This is a genomic window from Mycobacterium sp. NPDC048908 (assembly GCF_043197955.1).
Classification (GTDB): Bacteria; Actinomycetota; Actinomycetes; order Mycobacteriales; family Mycobacteriaceae; genus Mycobacterium.
In genome coordinates this window covers 255,473-273,017 of the sequence record NZ_JBICUE010000005.1, presented here as the reverse complement: position 1 = coordinate 273,017, position 17,545 = coordinate 255,473, and the positions used below count along the sequence as shown (strand labels likewise).

The following is a 17,545-nucleotide window of genomic DNA, read 5'->3' as shown; positions in this document are numbered from 1 at the left end:
CCACTATGTGAGCGTTACCGCCGTTAGCGTTGAATCATGTTGATCGCAGAGAACCCCAAGATCACCGATCCTTCAGTCACATTGCCCGCAATTCCTGGTGACGAGTTCTTCGACGAAGAACTCGTGGGGAATGCGCTGGAGCTTTTTGGATTCGGTTTGTGCAGGCAGCTTGCAATCTTCCGCCTGCTGCTTGGGCTGGGGATCAGTGCCCACTACCGCATCACCACCTCGCTGCTGGTGGGTGCGATGTTCGTGGTTTGGGGTGCGTGAACCACTGGCCGATAGGAATGCAGATCCACGGGCTCCACTGAGCCAATTGGCCGTTGATCATCGAAGACCGACGCATTGACTCGCTTAGACATCGGGTGGCGAGTCAGCCATCGAACCGATTGAGTATGGCGACGATCGTCGGTCACGTCATGAAGTAAGCAATGCCATCAGGAGAATACATGTTGCCCCTTACGATTCGCCCCTCGGATTCCACGATGCGCCAGTACCGCGACGCTGGGGTGTGGCGTGATTACGGGTCGATCAGCTATCTGCGCCGGTGGCGCGACGAGACGCCGCAGGCCTTGGCAGTCACCGCATTCGGGGCCTCCGATGCACCGGCACGGATCAGCTATGACTCTTATGCGCATCTCGTCGAGCGCTTTGCGGGCGCACTGTACGAACTGGGCGTGCGTCGGGGCCAGGTGGTTGCGATCCAGCTGCCGAACTGGTGGCAGGCGCTGGTGTTGTTCCAGGCCATCGCTCGGCTGGGTGCAGTGCAAGCGCCGTGTATGACCACGATGCGACCCCGTGAGATGGAGCGAATGCTCCAACGGGTGGACGCCAGCGTCTGCATCACCGTGGACCGGTGGGCGGGTTTCGAGCATGCTAAGGCGTTGCGGGAGATGGCTTCCCGACTGCCGACGTTGCGTCACCGGGTTGTCCTCGGGAAGGCCACCAAGGGAGATATCGAGTTCACCTCGTTCTTCGAGGAGACTCCGTGGGAGCAGCGCCACCCAGTGGCACTGGACGATGTCAGCGAGGATACGGACGCTGTCTCAGCAGTGTTTTTCACTTCGGGAACTTCAGGCGAGCCCAAAGCGGCGCTGCACACCGAGAACACGCTGTTTACCACCACCGTCGCCGTCTGCGAGATAATGGGCATCGAGTCTTCGGACGTGTTGTTCAGCCCGCATGCCCTCATGCACATGGCGGCGCAGATGTCGGCCAGATCAGCGATGCAGACCGGCGCCTCGATCGTCCTGCTCGACTCCTGGTCGGGGCCAAGGGGGTTGGAGGTGATGGCCGAGAGCGCCACCACGCGACTGGCGGTTGTCGCACCGGTCTTCATCAATGACTTGATAGCAGCACTGGGGGAGCGGACGGGTTCGCAAGTTCTTCCGGCCTTGCGCACGGTCGCCACCGGCGCCACGACTATCCCGGCACCACTGGCCGCAGCAGTCACAAACACGTTCGGCCTACCGCTGCAGACCACTTGGGCGATGACAGAGATCGGTGTGGCGACGATGACCCGGAGCGACGACCCGCCGGACTGGGCCGCCCACAGCGATGGTAGACCGGTGCTGTCAGTGGAACTGGAACTGCGATCCGACGGCGAGATCAGCCGCGAGCGGCCCGGTGAACTGTTCGTGCGAAGTGGCGGCGTGTGTGTGGCCACGGTAGGACGTGACACGGGCACGGTGGTGGTCATCTCCGAGCATGACGACGGCTGGTATGCCACAGGCGACTTGGCGGTGCCCGACGGGCGCGGAGGTATTCGGTTGATGGGCCGCGCTGGCGACAGGATTGGCGGGGTGTTCATGATACCGGTGGCCGACGTCGAATCTGAGTTGCTACACCATCCCGGCGTTCGAGACGTGGCCCTGGTCGGCTATCCGGACGCGCAGGGAGGTGAGTTGGCCTGTGCCGTCGTCGTTCCCACCGGGATGCCCCGGGTCACCTTGGACGAACTTCGTCGGCATCTCGACGGCCTAGGCATGACGGATTGGTATCTGCCCAGCCGACTCGAGTGTGTCGACGCTCTGCCTCGCAACAGCACCGGGAAGGTCCGCAAGGAGTTGCTGCGGCGCTGGCTGAGGGGCGAAGCCGACCTCAGCGACTAACAGCAACCCGTTTCGCTTTGGGATGACGGTGGTGGAGAGCGAACAGAACACCGTCGCGGGCCCATGCACCGACATGGCACTGGATCGAGATGCCAAGTGACCCTGCACGATTCCCGACAACTGACCCTCGCACATGAGGATCTGAGACCAATAATTGGGTGACAGCCGAGTCAAGAAAGGGGTGTTCAGTCAGCCTATCTGGAGCTCAACAAATTACGGAGATAGCAGTGAACTCCTAACCGATCGACGTTGCAAACTTCCCAACCTAACCAAGGATCGTCTATGCCGAATGACACCCGTGAACAGCGGCTGCAGCACCGTATTTCGCACCTGTATGCCACTGACCAGCAGTTCGCCGACGCTCGACCAAGTGAGTCCGTCGCCCATGCCATTGAAGTGGCCGATGTGCGGCTGCCACAGATCGTCCGGACGGTGCTGGACGGTTACGCCGACCGTCCTGCCCTGGGGCAGCGCGCCGTTGAGTTCGTGACCGACCCGTCCACTGGCCGGACGTCCGCGCAGTTGCTCCCTATTTTCAACACCATCACCTACCGGGAGCTGTCGGACCGTGTGCACAGTGTCGCGGGGGTCTTGACGGAGCATCCGGTGCGGCCCGGCGATCGCGTTGCGATCCTCGGATTCACGAGCGTCGACTACGCCACGCTGGACATGGCGCTGCTGCATCTTGGCGCCGTGTCGGTGCCGCTCCAGACCAGTGCGCCGGTCGCGCAGTTGCGGCCCATCGCCGCCGAGACGGAGCCGGTGGCGATCGCGTCGAGTGTCGATTTCCTCGACGACGCCGTGGAGGTCATGCTGACCGGTCATCTGCCCGAGCGGCTGGTGGTGTTCGACTACCACGCCGAGGACGATGACCACCGCGAGGCCTTGGAAGCGGCAACCGCGCGACTGGCCGATAAACCGGTCGTCATCGAGACGTTGACTGACGTGATCGCCCGCGGCAGTGCGGTGACGGTCCCGCCGCCCTTCGACTCCGGCGACGACTCCAACTTGGCGCTGCTGATCTACACCTCCGGCAGCACCGGAACGCCCAAGGGCGCGATGTATACGGCGAAGGCGGTCGCTAACTCGTGGCGCCGGTCCCACGGGACGGTGTGGAGTGATGGTGGCACGATTCCGTCGATCACCTTGAACTTCATGCCGATGAGCCACATGATGGGCCGGGGCATCCTCTACGCCACGCTGGGTGCCGGCGGCACGGCGTATTTCGTTGCGAAAAGCGATCTTTCGACGCTCTTCGAGGATCTGGCTTTGACCCGCCCGACCCAGCTGAGCTTCGTCCCGAGAATTTGGGACATGGTGTACCAGCACTACCAGAGCGAACTCGAGCGGCGGATCGTCGACGGTGGTGACCGGTGGGCCGTGGAATCCGACGTTCTCGCCGACATGCGCAGAGCCCTGCTTGGCGGGCGGTTCGCGTCAGCGACGACAGCATCGGCGCCCATGTCCGCCGATATGCGGGTGTTCGTGGAGTCGTTGCTCGACCTGCATCTGACAGATGGATACGGCTCCACCGAAGCGGGTGCGGTGTTCGTCGACGGTCAGGTGCAGCGCCCGCCGGTGATCGACTACAAGTTGGTCGATGTGCCGGATCTGGGGTACTTCAGCACCGATCGCCCTTATCCGCGTGGTGAGTTGCTGGTGAAGTCGGAGACGATGTTCCCCGGCTATTACAAGCGGCCCGAGATCACCGCCGAGGTGTTCGACGCCGACGGCTATTACCGCACCGGCGACATCGTCGCCGAACTGGGACCCGACCGGCTGGAATATGTCGACCGCCGCAACAACGTGCTCAAACTGTCGCAGGGCGAGTTCGTCACGGTCGCGAAACTGGAGGCGGTGTTCGGCGACAGCCCGTTGGTGCGACAGATCTTCGTCTACGGCAACAGCGCCCGGTCCTACCTGCTGGCCGTGATCGTGCCGACCGAAGAGGCATTGGCCCGCCACGGGGTGGATGAGCTCAAGGCGTTGATCAGCGAATCGCTGCAAGAGGTGGCTAAAGCCGCGAACCTGCAGTCCTATGAGATTCCACGCGACTTCCTCATCGACACCACACCATTCACGCTCGAGAACGGCATGCTGACCGGCATCCGCAAACTGGCCCGCCCGAAGGTCACCCAGCACTACCGCGATCGACTCGAACAGCTCTACACCGACCTGGCCGACAACCAGGCCACCGAACTGCGGGAGTTGCGCCAGCACGGCGCTGATCGCCCGGTGCTGGAGACGATCAGCCGCGCCGCCGGCGCACTGCTGGGTGCTGCGGCCAGTGAACTGCAGCCCGACGCGCACTTCACCGATCTGGGTGGAGATTCACTGTCGGCGTTGACGTTCGCCAACCTGCTACACGAGATCTTCGACATCGAGGTGCCCGTCGGGGTGATCGTCAGCCCCGCCAACGACCTGGCCGCGCTGGCGGCCTACATCGAGGCCGAACGCCAACCCGGCAGCACGCGCCCGACGTTCGCCTCGGTGCACGGCCGTGACGCCACCGAGGTGCACGCGGCCGATCTGACGCTGGACAAGTTCCTCGACGCCACCACGCTGGCGGCGGCACCGGGACTGCCAGGGCCCAGCAGCGAGGTGCGCACTGTGCTGCTTACGGGCGCCACCGGATTCCTGGGCCGCTATCTGGCGCTGGAATGGCTGGAACGGATGGACCTGGTCGACGGCAAGGTCATCGCCCTGGTGCGCGCCAAAGACGACGCCACCGCCCGGGCCCGGCTAGACCACACCTTCGACAGCGGCGACCCCGACCTGCTGCGCCACTACCGCGAATTGGCCGCCGATCACCTCGAGGTGATCGCCGGCGACAAGGGGGAAGCCAACCTCGGTCTGAGCCCCCAGAGCTGGCAGCGGCTGGCCGACACCGTCGACCTGATCGTCGACCCGGCCGCGTTGGTCAACCACGTGCTGCCCTACAGCCAGCTGTTCGGACCCAACGCAGCGGGCACCGCCGAACTGATCCGCATCGCGCTGACCACAAAACGCAAACCGTTCATCTACGTGTCGACGATCGGTGTGGGGGCGGGCATCGAGGCCGGCCAGTTCACCGAGGACGGCGACGTGCGCGTCTACAGCGCCACCCGCACCATCGACGACACCTACGCCAACGGCTACGGCACCAGCAAGTGGGCCGGCGAGGTGCTGCTGCGCGAGGCCAACGACCTGTGCGGCCTACCCGTCTCGGTGTTCCGCTGCGACATGATCCTTGCCGACACCAGCTATGCCGGTCAGCTCAACGTGCCCGACATGTTCACCCGGCTGATGCTGAGCCTGGTGGCCACCGGAATCGCCCCCGACTCGTTCTACGAGCTCGACGCCGACGGCAACCGGCAGCGGTCGCACTACGACGGGCTGCCGGTCGAGTTCATCGCCGAGGCGATCTGCACGCTGGGGGCGCACGTCACCGAAGGGTTCCAGACCTATCACGTGATGAACCCCTACGACGACGGCATCGGGCTCGACGAGTACGTCGACTGGCTCATCGACGCCGGCTTCCCGGTGCGCCGGGTCGGCGACTACGCCGGCTGGCTGCAGCGCTTCCAGACGGCAATGCGGGCCCTGCCCGAGCCCCAGCGCCAAGCCTCGCTGCTTCCGCTGCTGCACAACTATCAACGGCCCCAACCACCGATCCGCGGGTCGATCGCCCCGACCGACCGGTTCCGCACCGCCGTACAAGAAGCCAAAATCGGTCCCGACAAAGACATTCCGCACGTGACACGCGAAGTCATCATCAAATACATCACCGACCTACAACTACTCGGACTGCTCTGATCGGCCCGAGGATGACGAGTGCCGTCAAGCGCTCGGTCTCGGATCCGATCGCCTCGACGTCAGAGGGAATCGCCATGGCATGCGCTCCAAGAGAAATGGTGCGCCGATGACCACCGCCGACTGCGGTCGGTTTCGTGAACTCGCAGCGACCGAGGCCTCGTTGCGGCGCATTGCGATGCTCGTCGCCAACGGCGCCACCCCGGAAACGGTGTTCGACGCCGTCACCAAGGAAGCCCTTCGCCGCTTCGGCTCCGGAACCGCCCGGATGATTCGCTACGAGATAGACGGAACTGCAACCGTCTTGGCCAACGAAGGTACAGTCGGTCCGCACGTAATTGTGGGTCAAGTGTGGAAGAACTATCCCGAAGCCGGCCTGACGGCGACTATCCGACGCACCGGCGCACCCGCCCGCGTCGACGACTACCGCGACATACCGGGCGGGAAACCGTACGTCGACGAAGGACTGCGCTGCGCCGTCGGTATGCCCATCACCGTCAACGGTCGACTCTGGGGCATGATCGCCGTCGGATCGGCACAGGGCCCATTGCCGTCGTGCACCGAACTCCGCATGATGGAATTCACCGATCTCCTTTCGACCGCCATCGCGACGGCTCACCATCGCGCGGAGCTGATCGCATCGCGCGCACGACTGGTCTCCTCCACAGACGAAGCGCGCCGGCAGATCACTCGCGATTTACACGACGGTGCGCAACAACGTCTCGTCGCACTGGCCCTGCGACTGCGGACCGCGGCTGAGTCGTGCACCGATCTCCAGGCTGCTCGCGACAGTCTGTCCGCCGCCGTCACCGACGCCGTCGAGATCAACAATCAACTTCGGGAAGTCACCCAGGGGATACACCCTGCGGTGCTGTCCGAAGCCGGACTGGGCCCGGCCCTGCGAGCACTCGGACGGCGATCCACTATTCCGGTGGATGTCTGGGTTTCCTTCACCGACCGGTTGCCGACGTCAATCGAAGTCGCTGCCTACTATGTGGTTTCGGAGATGCTCACGAACGCCGCGAAGCACGCTGGGGCGACCGCAGTTCAAATCCGCGCCCACCTCTATGACGACCAGCTACACGTTTCGGTCCGAGACGACGGAATCGGCGGAGCCGATCCCGCAGGCTCCGGCATCATCGGTCTTCGCGACCGCGTGGAAGCTCTGCGCGGAACGTTGGAAGTCACAAGCGCGCCGGGCCAAGGAACCGTCGGCCTTTGTCAGCTCCCGACGACCGTGCCCTCAACGCGACCACCGTGCAGTTGTTTTACCGACTGAGGGTCCACCCTGCGACGGTCGGTTAGTGCCCAACCGCTGGCGGCCGCAGAATCTTCAGCGCGCCCGGCACGGCTGACACCTCGACCGGCAGCGGGCACGCGTATTCGCCGTCGGCGTAGGCATTGATCCCGGGGGAGTCGACGCTCACCGACCGGGCCCTGGCGGTCGTGACGGCCTCCAGGTTGACGTGGGTGCCCTTGAACACGGTGGGGAACAAGCGAATCAGCCGACTGCGCGAGGTGGCGTGCACCATCGTGATGTCGAGTTGGCCGTCGGTGTGGTCGGCGCCGGGGCAGATCAACATGCCGCCGCCGTAGCTCCTGGTATTTCCGAACGCGGCCAGTGTCAGGTCGGCGACGATCGTCTCGCCGTCGTCGAAAGCCAGTCGGAACGGCAGCGGCCGCAATTGCGAGATCTCCGCGACCATCGCGACGTTGTACCGCATCCGGCCATGCGGCCAGCGCATGCGATTGGTCCGATCGCTGACCAGCGAGTCGAAACCTGCCGCCATCACGGTGCCGAACCACTTCTGGGTGCCCGCGTGGTTGTCGATGCGGCCGAGGTCGACGGTCTGTGTCCAGCCGTCGGCGACGATGTCGGCAGCGGCCTCGGGATCGTTTCTGGGAAGGCCGTATTCGCGGGCATGGTCGTTGCCGGTGCCCGCCGGGATGATGCCGAGTGGGACGTCGCCGAGTGCCAGCGACTGCAGCGCCAGCGAGATCACACCGTCGCCGCCGCAGACCACCAGCGCATCGGTGCCGTGCTGCAGCGCTTCGTCGAGCAGTTGACGCGCGTGTTCGGCGTCGCTGCCGACGATTTCGCAAGCGTCGACGCCGCGCTGTTGGAACCGGGCGACCGCGCGTTCAGCCGCGTGCTTGGCGTTCCCGTGGCCCGACATCGGGTTCGTCAAAACGGTGACGCGGCCGATCTGGCGCTGGTTCACGGAATCAGCTTGCCGGGGTTGAGGATTCCGGTCGGGTCGAGCGTGGCCTTGACTGCTCGCAGCACCGCGACGCCGAGGTCGCCGATTTCGTCGCGCATCCACGGCCGGTGATCGGCGCCCACCGCGTGGTGGTGGGTGATCGTGCCGCCGGTGCGCATCATCGCATCCGACGCGGCGGCCTTCGCCTTGCGCCACTGCTCGATCGGATTGCCGCGCTGCCCGGCGACGACGGTGAAGTAGAGGGAGGCGCCCGTCGGATACACATGCGAAATGTGGCACAGCACAAGCGCCGGCGTGCCGGATTCGGCCAGCGACGCCGTCAACGCCTCGGTGACGGCGGCTTTGAGCGCGGGCACATTCGACCAATTGGTCGCCGTCTCGAGGGTTTCGCACAGCGCGCCGGCCGACAGTAGTGAGTCCCGAAGATAGGGGGCGTTGAACCGGCCGTGCTCCCATGCACGCGCGGGCGCCTTGCCAAGCGACGTGCCGCCCTTCGCCTCGAGCAGCGCGCGGGTTTCAACGTGCCTGCTCTCCGTGTGGGCGGCCGAACCCTCGAACACTGTGATCGCCAAGCACCCGCCGGTGATGCTGTCTTCGCCGATGCTCTCGGTGGTGGCCAGGTTGACCCCGGTCTCGGCCTCGTCCGACAGGCGGATCACCGTCGGTCCGGCGCCGGTCTGCACGACGGCCCGCAGCGCGTCGGCCCCGGTGGTGAAATCCGGAAACGACCATGCCTCATACCGCTTCGTCTCGGGCACCGGATGTACCCGCACCCGAACGCGGGTGATGATGCCGAACACCCCTTCCGACCCGATCATCAGTTGCCTCAGGTCGGGCCCTGCCGCGGACTCCGGTGCGCGCCCGAGGTCGAGGACACCGGCGGGGGTGACCGTGCGCAGCCCGCGAACCATGTCGTTGAAGCGACCGTAGCCTGCGGAGTCCTGGCCCGAGGACCGGGTCGCAGCGAATCCACCGATGGTCGCGAACTGGAAGCTCTGCGGGAAATGGCCGAGCGAGTAGCCTCGTTCGCCCAGCAGTCGCTCGGCATCGGGCCCCGTTACGCCCGCACCCAACTCCGCCTCGCCGGAGACCTCGTCGAGGGAGTGCAACTGGTTCAGCCGCCGCAAGTCCAGGGAGATGACGGCCTTGAAGTCGCCACGGATCGGGTCGAGGCCGCCGACCACGCTGGTGCCACCGCCGAACGGGACGATCGCGATGCTGCGGTCGGCGCAGAACCGCAGGATTCCCGCCACCTCGTCCTCAGAGCCGGGCAGCAGCACTGCGTCTGGCGCGTCCTGAACGCCGAAATCTTTGCGGCGCAACAGATCCAGCGTGGATTTGCCGCCTGCTCTGAGCAGGCGGGCGTTGTCGTCGACCTTGCAGTAGTCGGCGCCGACGACCGCCGCCAATCTGTCGAGATCGGCGGGCAACAGCGCAGATGGCCGCAACCGGACCTGCTCCGCGTCGAGTTCTGCGGCGCTGGACTCCTCGACCCCGAGGGCCTGCTTGAGGAGGGAGCGGATGCCCTCTGATAGCGGTTTTGCCCCCGCAGGGTCGCCCCATGCGTTCCACTTCATGGGAGGCAACAGCGCGCTCTGGTGGTCGTGCGGGCGGATCATGCGTTACAGTATTACACATGGTGTCAATCAGTAACGACTCCTCGTCGTCGGCGATGGGCGACCGCATCCTCAATGCGGCGGCCTACTGCGTCGTCGCCTACGGTCTTGAACGAGTGACGCTGGCGGAGATCGCCCGCCGCGCACGGGTCAGCAGACCGACGGTATACCGGCGGTGGCCCGACATCCGCTCCGTGTTGGCGACCCTGCTCACGACGCGCATCGTCGCGGCGCTGGACGCCGTGCCGAGCCGTGGCGTCGGCCGCGCAGCGGTGGTTGAGCGCGTCGTCGGCGTCGGCGTCCACTTGCGCGACGACGAGGTCGTCATGGCGGTCTTCCGGAAGGCGCCCGAACTGACCATGGTCTACCTGACGGAGCGGCTGGGCACCAGCCAGCAGATCCTGATCGACACGCTGGCCGCCGACATCAAGCTGGCGCAGGAAGAGGGCAGTGTGCGACCCGGTGAGCCGCGTCAGCTGGCGGCGATGTGTCTGCTGGTCGCCCGCTCGACGATGCAGTCGGGCGCGATCGTTGCGCCCATCCTCGACGCGGATGCGCTCGATGTCGAACTCGCCCACTGTCTGAACGGATACCTGAGACCATGACCGGCTCGACCGCACTCAACGAGACCCGTCGCGCGGCCGAAATCGCGGCGCTCGCCGACGGTGAGCCGCTCGACGTGATCGTGATCGGCGGCGGTATCACTGGCACCGGCATCGCGCTCGACGCAGCGACCCGCGGTTTGCGCGTCGCGCTGGTGGAGAAGCACGATCTGGCGTTCGGCACCAGCCGGTGGAGCTCCAAGCTGGTGCACGGTGGGCTGCGCTACCTCGCCACCGGCAATGTCGGGATCGCGCGCCGCAGCGCGATCGAACGCGGAATCCTGCTGACCCGTAACGCGCCGCACCTTGTCAGGGCGATGCCGCAGCTGGTTCCGCTGCTGCCCGAAATGAACACGGCGTCAAGGGCTTTGGTGCGATTCGGGTTCGCGGCAGGGGACGGGCTGCGGAAGCTGGCAGGCACGCCGTCATCGACGTTGCCGCGCTCGCGTCGGATCGGCGCGGCCAAGGCGATCGAACTGGCGCCCACTGTGCGCAGGGACGGGTTGACCGGTGCTCTGCTGGCCTACGACGGCCAACTCATCGACGATGCCCGGCTTGTCACCGCGGTGGCAAGGACGGCGGCGCAGCACGGCGCGCGCATCCTGACGCGGCTGGCGGCGTCGAATGCGACGGGCACCTCGGTGACGCTGACCGATCAACGCTCCGGTGAATCTTTCGACGTCACCGCGCACGCGGTGATCAATGCCAGCGGCGTGTGGGCCGGGGAGGTCGACACCTCGATTCGGCTGCGGCCCAGCCGAGGAACCCACCTCGTGTTCGACGCCAAGACATTCGGCAATCCCGTTGCAGCGCTGACTATTCCGATTCCCGGGGAAATCAACAGGTTCGTTTTCGCGATGCCGGAGCAGCTCGGCCGGGTGTACCTCGGGCTGACCGACGAAGATGCGCCGGGCCCGATTCCCGACGTGCCCGAGCCGACATCGGAGGAGATCACCTTTCTTCTCGACACGGTCAACTCCGCGCTGGACGTCGCGCTCCGACGCGACGACGTCATCGGGGCGTATGCCGGGCTGCGGCCGCTGATCGACGCGGGAGCAGGCCGCACGGCCGATGTGTCGCGGGAGCACGCCGTGGTCGAGTCACCGTCGGGCGTGATCAGCGTGATCGGCGGCAAGCTCACCGAATACCGCTTCATGGCCGAGGATGTGCTCGACCGCGCGATCACCTGGCGTGGGCTGGCCGCCACCGCTTGCCGGACCCGGAATCTGCCACTGGTGGGTGCGCCATCGAATCCCGTTGCCACGCTGCGCTCCCCAGTGGAGCCACCTGGGTCGCTGCTCGCCCGCTACGGCGCGGAAGCGCCGAACGTGATCGCCTCGGCCAGTTGTGAGCGGCCGACGGAACCGGTGGCTGAGGGAATCGACGTCACTCGCGCGGAATTCGAGTATGCGATCACCCACGAAGGCGCGATGACGGTCGACGACATCTTGGACCGTCGCACCCGCATCGGGCTGGTGGCGTCGGATCGTGCCCGTGCCGCGGAGGCCGCTGAAGAATTGCTGACCCAACAGGCATAACCCCGTCATCGATTGGGCAACCACGTATCCATGGAACGAATGACGGAGGCCACAGCCGCTGGTCCAACGCTGAAGAAAGCCCTCAACCAACGCCAACTGCGGATGATCGCGATCGGCGGCGTGATCGGGGCTGGGCTGTTCGTCGGGTCTGGCGTCGTCATCGCGGACACCGGGCCGGGCGCATTCATCACCTACGCGCTGGCAGGCGTCCTGATCATCATGGTCATGCGGATGCTGGCCGAGATGGCGGTGGCCCATCCATCGACCGGATCGTTCGCCGACTACTCACGCGATGCGCTCGGCCATTGGGCGGGTTTCTCGGTCGGCTGGCTGTACTGGTACTTCTGGGTGATCGTCGTCGGATTCGAGGCGATCGCAGGCGCGAAAATCGTGCAGTACTGGATCGATGTCCCGCTGTGGCTGATCGCGTTGGTCTTCATGATCCTGATGACCACGACCAACCTTTTCTCCGTGAAGAGCTACGGCGAGTTCGAGTTCTGGTTCGCCGGCATCAAGGTGGCCGCAATCCTCGTGTTCATCGCTGTCGGAGCACTTTTCGTCTTCGGTCTGTGGCCGAACAAGTCAGCCGATGTCTCCAATCTGACGGCGCATGGCGGGTTCATGCCGATGGGCTTCGGCGCGATCACCGTCGGCATCGTAACGGTGATCTTCTCGATGGTCGGCGCCGAGATCGTCACCATCGCCGCTGCGGAATCGTCGGACCCGGAACGCGCCGTCGCCAAGGCGGCCAACTCGGTGATCATGCGCATCCTGATCTTCTATGTCGGCGCCACGTTGCTGCTCGTCATGATCCTGCCCTGGAACGACCAAGGCCTCGCAGGCTCGCCGTTCGTCGCCGCGTTCACCAAGATGGGGATTCCCTACGCCGACCACATCATGAACGCGGTGGTGTTGACCGCCGTGCTGAGCTGCCTGAACTCGGGGATGTACACGGCCTCCCGCATGTTGTTCGTCCTGGCGGCTCGGCGCGAGGCACCGGCCCAACTGGTGCGGGTCACCCGGCGCGGGGTGCCTGCGACGGCGATTCTGGCCTCGTCGGTGGTGGGTTTTCTCTGCGTCATCGCCGCGGCGGTATCGCCGGACACGATCTTCGCGTTCCTGCTGAACTCCAGCGGTGCCATCATCCTGTTCGTCTATCTGCTCATCGCGATCTCGCAGATCGTGCTGCGGTACCGCGCATCGGACGCCGGGCTGAAGGTCAAGATGTGGCTGTTCCCGGTGCTGTCGATCGTCACAGCCGTGGCGATTCTGGCGATTCTGGTGCAGATGTTCCTCGATAAGACGCTGCGCTCGCAGTTGGTGCTGAGCCTGTTGTCCTGGGCGGTGGTGCTGGTGCTGTACTTCACCAACAAGTGGTTCATCAACCGAAAGCCGGAGGCGGAGCAAGCCGTTGGCGCAAAGCCACATCGGGTCCTCGTGCTGGCCAATGAAACCGTTAACTCCACGGAGCTGCTCGACGAGTTGCGGCGTATCGGCGCGGACAAGGACGCCACCTACTTCGTCCAGGTGCCTCTCAGCCCAATCGAAACGGGGACGGCGGCCACCCACGGCCCGCTCGACGTGTGGGAGGCCACGAAGCAGGCGGCCCAAGCCCGGCTCGACCACACGCTGGCCACGCTGCGCGCTGAGCACCTCGAAGCCGACGGCGCACTGGGTGATCAACGACCGCTACGCGCCCTCGCGGAGGGGGCCGACGCGTTTCACCCGGATCAGATCGTGATTGCGACGCTGCCGCCCGAGTATTCGGTCTGGCACCGCTTCGATGTCGTCGACCGCGCCCGCGCCGAGCACAAGATACCGGTGACCCACGTGGTCGCCACGCCCGTATCCGCGGGGCGCACCTAGCCTGCGCCAGTGCCGAAAAGCAAGCCCAACAAGTAGGTGACAGCGGCAGCGCCGTAGCCGATCATGAGCTGTCGCAGCGCCCTGCGCACCGGGGGACCACCCGACAGCAGGCCGACGATGACTCCCGTCGCCAACAAGGCGACTCCGACCAGAACGGCCGCCACCACCACTGCGACGTAACCTTCAAGACCGAACAAGTACGGCAACACGGGGATCAATGCCCCTGACGCGAAGAAGCCGAAACTGGAGACCGCCGCACGCATCCCGGTGCCGACCGCTTCATGCCGGTCGGCACCGGGCCCGGCCAGCCGTTGGTCCCCGCCGATCGGAAGGTTCTGCAGCACTTTGGCGGCGTGGCTGTTCGCTTCCTCGACAGTCATTCCCCGCGCCCGGTAGACCAGCGCCAGTTCGTTGGCGTTCACATCCAGTTCGGGTAGCGCGGCGCCGGCTTCCGGGCTGGGTGTCGAGGCGTCCAGCAATTCGCGCTGCGAATTCACCGACACGTACTCGCCAGCACCCATCGACAGCGCGCCTGCCAGCAGTCCGGCAAGACCGGTGACCAGCACCGTGTGGTTGGCGACGCCCGTCGCGCTGATGCCGAGCACGAGCGCAAGATTGCTGACCAGTCCGTCGTTGGCGCCGAACACGGCCGCGCGGAAACTGCCCGACAACTGGTTGCGGCCGCGGGTCGCCAGTGCCCGCACGACTTCCAGGTGGATGCGCTCGTCGGCGGCCATCGTCGGGGTGGCGTCAACGTCGGTGGCGTAGGTGGAGCGGTCCTCGGCTCGCTGCGCGAGGGCCAACACGAACACCGAGCCGAAGTGTCTGGCGAGGAACCCGAGCAGCCGGGTGCGCAGGTCCGCGCGTCGAGGTTTACCGACCTGATCGCCGAGCAGATTCAGCCAGTGAGTCTCGTGCCGCCGTTCCGCTTCGGCAAGGCTGAGGAGGATTTCGCGTTCCTCGCCCGTCCGGCGCTGAGCCAGGCTGCGGTAAACCGCCGCCTCCGCGCGCTCGTTGGCCAGGTGCTGTCGCCAGCGTTGCAGATCGGAGTCCATGACGCGATCATCAATCGATCTGGCCGCCGGCGCGGACCTACAGCGGAATGTTCTTGTGCCTGCCGCGGCGCTGCGGGGCCTCGGCCAGCGCCTGGGTCAGCTTGCTGCGGGTGTGCGCCGGGTCGATTTTCTCGTCGACGACGCCGATCTCGATGGCGGAATCCACGCCACCGGCGATCCGTTCGTGCTCGGCGGCAAGCTGCTCGTGCAGCGCCTCACGCTCGTCGTCGGGCGCGGCGGCCAACTTCTTCTTGTGCAGAATGCCGACCGCGGCCTTGGCACCCATCACGGCCACCTCGGCATCGGGCCATGCGAACACCTTCGTCGCGTTGAGCGACCGTGAGTTCATCGCGATGTAGGCACCGCCGTAGATCTTGCGGGTGACAAGGGTGACCCGGGGAACGGTGCACTCACCGAAAGCGTGCAGGAGCTTGGCGCCGCGGCGCACCACCCCGCCCCACTCCTGATCGACACCCGGCAGGTAACCCGGCACGTCGACGATGACCACCAGCGGGATGCCGAACGCATCGCACAGCCGCACGAAACGTGCTGCCTTCTCGGCGCTTTCGGAGTTCAGGCAGCCGCCGAGGCGCAACGGATTGTTCGCGATGACGCCGACGGAGCGACCGGACAGCCGACCAAGGCCCACCACGATCGACGGCGCCCACTTGGCCTGGAATTCTTCGAAAGGCGCGTCGGCATCCAGCAACGCCTCGACGATCGGGTGCACGTCGTAGGCGCGTCGCGCGGAATTCGGCAGCAGGGCATGCAGGTCGGTGTCGCCCGACTCGGCCTTGGTGCGGTCGAAATGGCCTTGCTGGCAGAACAATCCGACCAGGCGGCGACCGCGCTCGTATGCGTCCAGCTCGTTGTCGGCGACGATGTGGCACACCCCGGACTTCTTGTGGTGGGTGTCCGGTCCGCCGAGCGACGTCATGTCGACGTCCTCGCCGGTGACGCTGCGGACGATGTCGGGACCGGTGACGAACACGCGGCCCTCGGGCGCCATCACCACCACGTCGGTCAGCGCAGGGCCGTAGGCCGCGCCGCCGGCCGCGAAGCCGACCACCACCGAGATCTGGGGGACGTAACCGGATGCGCGGATCATGGCCTCGAACATCAAACCGACCGCGTGCAGCGCCTTGACACCCTCGGCGAGCCGCGCGCCACCGGAGTGCCAGATCCCCACGATGGGGCTCTGTTCCTCGATCGCGGTGTCGTACGCGTCGACGATGTGCCTGCAACCCTCGACGCCCATCGCCCCGCCCATGACGGTGCCGTCGGTGCAGAACGCGATGGTGCGCACGCCGTTGACGGTGCCTGCCGCGGCCAGCACGCCCGAACGGTCCCGCTCGTGCAGCAGTTCGACGCTGTTGTCGTCGAAGAAGGTGCTCAGGCGCAACAGGGGATCACGCGGGTCCAGCGACTCGCTGGTTGCCTCCGGGGCCATGATGGTCATCGAAGTCTCCTGTGTGTCAGTACTTCCCGAAGGCGAGCGCCACGTTGTGCCCACCGAATCCGAATGAGTTGTTCACTGCGTACTGGTAATTACCCGGTCGCGGACCGCCGTGTACGACGTCCAGGTCGATCTCCGGGTCGAGATTTTTCAGGTTCAGCGTCGGCGGGATCACCCCGTTGCGCAACGCCAGAACGGTCAGGATGGATTCGACCGCGCCGACCGCACCAACCGAGTGGCCGAGTGCCGACTTCGGTGCGTACACGGCGGGTTTGTGGCCACCCATCGCATTGTTGATCGCACGCGATTCGGCCACGTCGCCGACCGAGGTCCCGGTCGCGTGCGCGTTGACGTGGTCGATGTCGGTGGGCTGCAAGCCCGCGAGCTGGATGGCACGCGTCATCGCGTAACCGGCCTGCTCACCGTTGGGATCGGGGGCCACCATGTGGTACCCGTCCGAGGTGACGCTGGCGCCCATCAGTCGCGCGAGGATGTTCGCGCCGCGCGCCTTGGCGTGCTCTTCGGTCTCGATGACCATCAACGCTCCGGCCTCGCCGAACACAAACCCGTTGCGGTCCTTGTCGAACGGACGGCATGCGCCGGCGGGGTCATCGTTGGTGGTGGACAACACAATTCGCATCTGAGCGAATCCCGCGATCGGCACGGCCTCGATCTTCGATTCCACGCCACCGCAGATCGCGATGTCCGCCTCGCCCAGCACGATCTGCTGCCACGCGTGGGCGATGCCTTCCGAACCCGACGCACAAGCCGAAACCGGTGTGATGACACCGGCTTTGGCGGCGCGTTCCAAACCGACGGCGGCTGCGGGCGAGTTGGGCATGTACTTCTGCACCGCGAGCGGCGACACCGCCCGCATGCCCTTTGCGCGCATGTCGTCGTACGCGAAGACCAACTCCTCGGCCGAGCCGAGGCCCGTGCCGATGGACACCATCAACCGACGCGAATCGACCTCTGGTGCACCGGCGTTCTGCCAGACCCGCCGCCCGAGGACGGTGGACATCTTCTGCAGGTACGACAGCCGCCGCAACTCCACGCGGGAGAGCTCGGAGTCGAAGTCCTCGAGAAGATGGCCACCGATCCGGACGGGAAGGTTGTACTGCTCGACGAACGGATCCTCGAGTTTGCGGATACCGCTCTGCCCGTCGAGCAGCTTCTGCCACGTGCCGTCGGCGTCGGTTGCCAGGGCCGTCGTCATCGCGATACCTGTGACAACGACGTCGGGGAAACCGTTCCCCGTCGTTAGCTGTGTGCGTCCTGCCATTACAG

12 protein-coding genes are annotated in these 17,545 nt (G+C 65.6%); 7 read left to right on the top strand and 5 right to left on the bottom strand.

Features of this window, described 5'->3' with window-relative positions; all coding sequences use genetic code 11:
* The first annotated feature begins 36 nt into the window (after nucleotides 1–36).
* The 4 genes from ACGFK1_RS16170 to ACGFK1_RS16155 all read left to right on the top strand — a co-directional run bounded on the left by ACGFK1_RS16170 (nucleotide 37) and on the right by ACGFK1_RS16155 (nucleotide 7,182).
* On the top strand, nucleotides 37–270 hold the full coding sequence (locus ACGFK1_RS16170) for a hypothetical protein (protein WP_393430792.1): 234 nt from the start codon (nucleotides 37–39) through the stop codon (nucleotides 268–270).
* Between the two features lie 179 nt (nucleotides 271–449).
* Nucleotides 450–2,111 carry an AMP-binding protein gene (locus tag ACGFK1_RS16165; RefSeq protein WP_393430789.1) on the top strand — a complete coding sequence of 554 codons (1,662 nt, stop codon included), beginning with the start codon at nucleotides 450–452 and terminating at the stop codon, nucleotides 2,109–2,111.
* Between the two features lie 282 nt (nucleotides 2,112–2,393).
* Nucleotides 2,394–5,906: a carboxylic acid reductase gene (gene car / locus ACGFK1_RS16160; protein ID WP_393430786.1), complete on the top strand. Its 3,513-nt coding sequence runs from the start codon at nucleotides 2,394–2,396 to the stop codon at nucleotides 5,904–5,906.
* A gap of 106 nt (nucleotides 5,907–6,012) precedes the next feature.
* Nucleotides 6,013–7,182 (top strand): GAF domain-containing sensor histidine kinase, encoded by a 1,170-nt coding sequence (locus ACGFK1_RS16155; RefSeq protein WP_393430783.1) that lies wholly within the window; start codon nucleotides 6,013–6,015, stop codon nucleotides 7,180–7,182.
* A gap of 22 nt (nucleotides 7,183–7,204) precedes the next feature.
* Here ACGFK1_RS16155 and ACGFK1_RS16150 read toward each other — a convergent pair whose 3' ends face one another.
* Nucleotides 7,205–8,125 carry a diacylglycerol kinase gene (locus tag ACGFK1_RS16150; RefSeq protein ID WP_393430780.1) on the bottom strand — a complete coding sequence of 307 codons (921 nt, stop codon included), beginning with the start codon at nucleotides 8,123–8,125 and terminating at the stop codon, nucleotides 7,205–7,207.
* On the bottom strand, nucleotides 8,122–9,702 hold the full coding sequence (locus tag ACGFK1_RS16145; RefSeq protein ID WP_393431255.1) for an FAD-binding oxidoreductase: 1,581 nt from the start codon (nucleotides 9,700–9,702) through the stop codon (nucleotides 8,122–8,124). Before ACGFK1_RS16145 ends, ACGFK1_RS16150 begins: the two co-directional genes overlap by 4 nt.
* 59 nt (nucleotides 9,703–9,761) lie before the next feature.
* Here ACGFK1_RS16145 and ACGFK1_RS16140 point away from each other — a divergent pair, with 59 nt between their 5' ends.
* Genes ACGFK1_RS16140 through ACGFK1_RS16130 form a run of 3 tightly spaced genes read left to right on the top strand, consistent with a single transcriptional unit; the run spans nucleotide 9,762 to nucleotide 13,747 of the window.
* Nucleotides 9,762–10,346: a TetR/AcrR family transcriptional regulator gene (locus ACGFK1_RS16140; RefSeq protein WP_393430777.1), complete on the top strand. Its 585-nt coding sequence runs from the start codon at nucleotides 9,762–9,764 to the stop codon at nucleotides 10,344–10,346.
* A complete protein-coding gene (locus ACGFK1_RS16135; RefSeq protein WP_393430774.1) occupies nucleotides 10,343–11,881 on the top strand; it encodes a glycerol-3-phosphate dehydrogenase/oxidase in 1,539 nt (512 codons plus the stop codon). Before ACGFK1_RS16140 ends, ACGFK1_RS16135 begins: the two co-directional genes overlap by 4 nt.
* A gap of 39 nt (nucleotides 11,882–11,920) precedes the next feature.
* On the top strand, nucleotides 11,921–13,747 hold the full coding sequence (locus tag ACGFK1_RS16130) for an amino acid permease (RefSeq protein ID WP_393430771.1): 1,827 nt from the start codon (nucleotides 11,921–11,923) through the stop codon (nucleotides 13,745–13,747).
* Here the strand turns inward: ACGFK1_RS16130 and ACGFK1_RS16125 are convergent.
* From ACGFK1_RS16125 to kasB, 3 genes are read right to left on the bottom strand one after another with little or no spacing between them, the layout of a single operon-like run.
* Complete coding sequence (locus ACGFK1_RS16125; RefSeq protein ID WP_393430768.1) at nucleotides 13,744–14,802, bottom strand: VIT1/CCC1 family protein; 1,059 nt, start codon at nucleotides 14,800–14,802, stop codon at nucleotides 13,744–13,746. The two genes, ACGFK1_RS16130 and ACGFK1_RS16125, sit on opposite strands and share 4 nt — an antisense overlap.
* A 37-nt stretch (nucleotides 14,803–14,839) precedes the next feature.
* Nucleotides 14,840–16,261 carry an acyl-CoA carboxylase subunit beta gene (locus ACGFK1_RS16120; protein ID WP_393430765.1) on the bottom strand — a complete coding sequence of 474 codons (1,422 nt, stop codon included), beginning with the start codon at nucleotides 16,259–16,261 and terminating at the stop codon, nucleotides 14,840–14,842.
* 16 nt (nucleotides 16,262–16,277) lie between these two features.
* Nucleotides 16,278–17,540: a 3-oxoacyl-ACP synthase KasB gene (gene kasB, locus ACGFK1_RS16115; RefSeq protein ID WP_393430762.1), complete on the bottom strand. Its 1,263-nt coding sequence runs from the start codon at nucleotides 17,538–17,540 to the stop codon at nucleotides 16,278–16,280.
* Between the last annotated feature and the right edge of the window lie 5 nt (nucleotides 17,541–17,545).

Excerpts from the sequence above, each read along its gene's own strand:
- ACGFK1_RS16170 (WP_393430792.1), top strand. The coding sequence starts at position 37 with ATGTTGATCGCAGAGAACCCCAAGATCACCGATCCTTCAGTCACATTG.
- ACGFK1_RS16165 (WP_393430789.1), top strand. The coding sequence starts at position 450 with ATGTTGCCCCTTACGATTCGCCCCTCGGATTCCACGATGCGCCAGTAC.
- car (WP_393430786.1), top strand. The coding sequence starts at position 2,394 with ATGCCGAATGACACCCGTGAACAGCGGCTGCAGCACCGTATTTCGCAC.
- ACGFK1_RS16155 (WP_393430783.1), top strand. The coding sequence starts at position 6,013 with ATGACCACCGCCGACTGCGGTCGGTTTCGTGAACTCGCAGCGACCGAG.
- ACGFK1_RS16145 (WP_393431255.1), bottom strand. The coding sequence starts at position 9,702 with ATGAAGTGGAACGCATGGGGCGACCCTGCGGGGGCAAAACCGCTATCA.
- ACGFK1_RS16140 (WP_393430777.1), top strand. The coding sequence starts at position 9,762 with ATGGTGTCAATCAGTAACGACTCCTCGTCGTCGGCGATGGGCGACCGC.
- ACGFK1_RS16135 (WP_393430774.1), top strand. The coding sequence starts at position 10,343 with ATGACCGGCTCGACCGCACTCAACGAGACCCGTCGCGCGGCCGAAATC.
- ACGFK1_RS16130 (WP_393430771.1), top strand. The coding sequence starts at position 11,921 with ATGACGGAGGCCACAGCCGCTGGTCCAACGCTGAAGAAAGCCCTCAAC.
- ACGFK1_RS16125 (WP_393430768.1), bottom strand. The coding sequence starts at position 14,802 with ATGGACTCCGATCTGCAACGCTGGCGACAGCACCTGGCCAACGAGCGC.
- ACGFK1_RS16120 (WP_393430765.1), bottom strand. The coding sequence starts at position 16,261 with ATGACCATCATGGCCCCGGAGGCAACCAGCGAGTCGCTGGACCCGCGT.
- kasB (WP_393430762.1), bottom strand. The coding sequence starts at position 17,540 with ATGGCAGGACGCACACAGCTAACGACGGGGAACGGTTTCCCCGACGTC.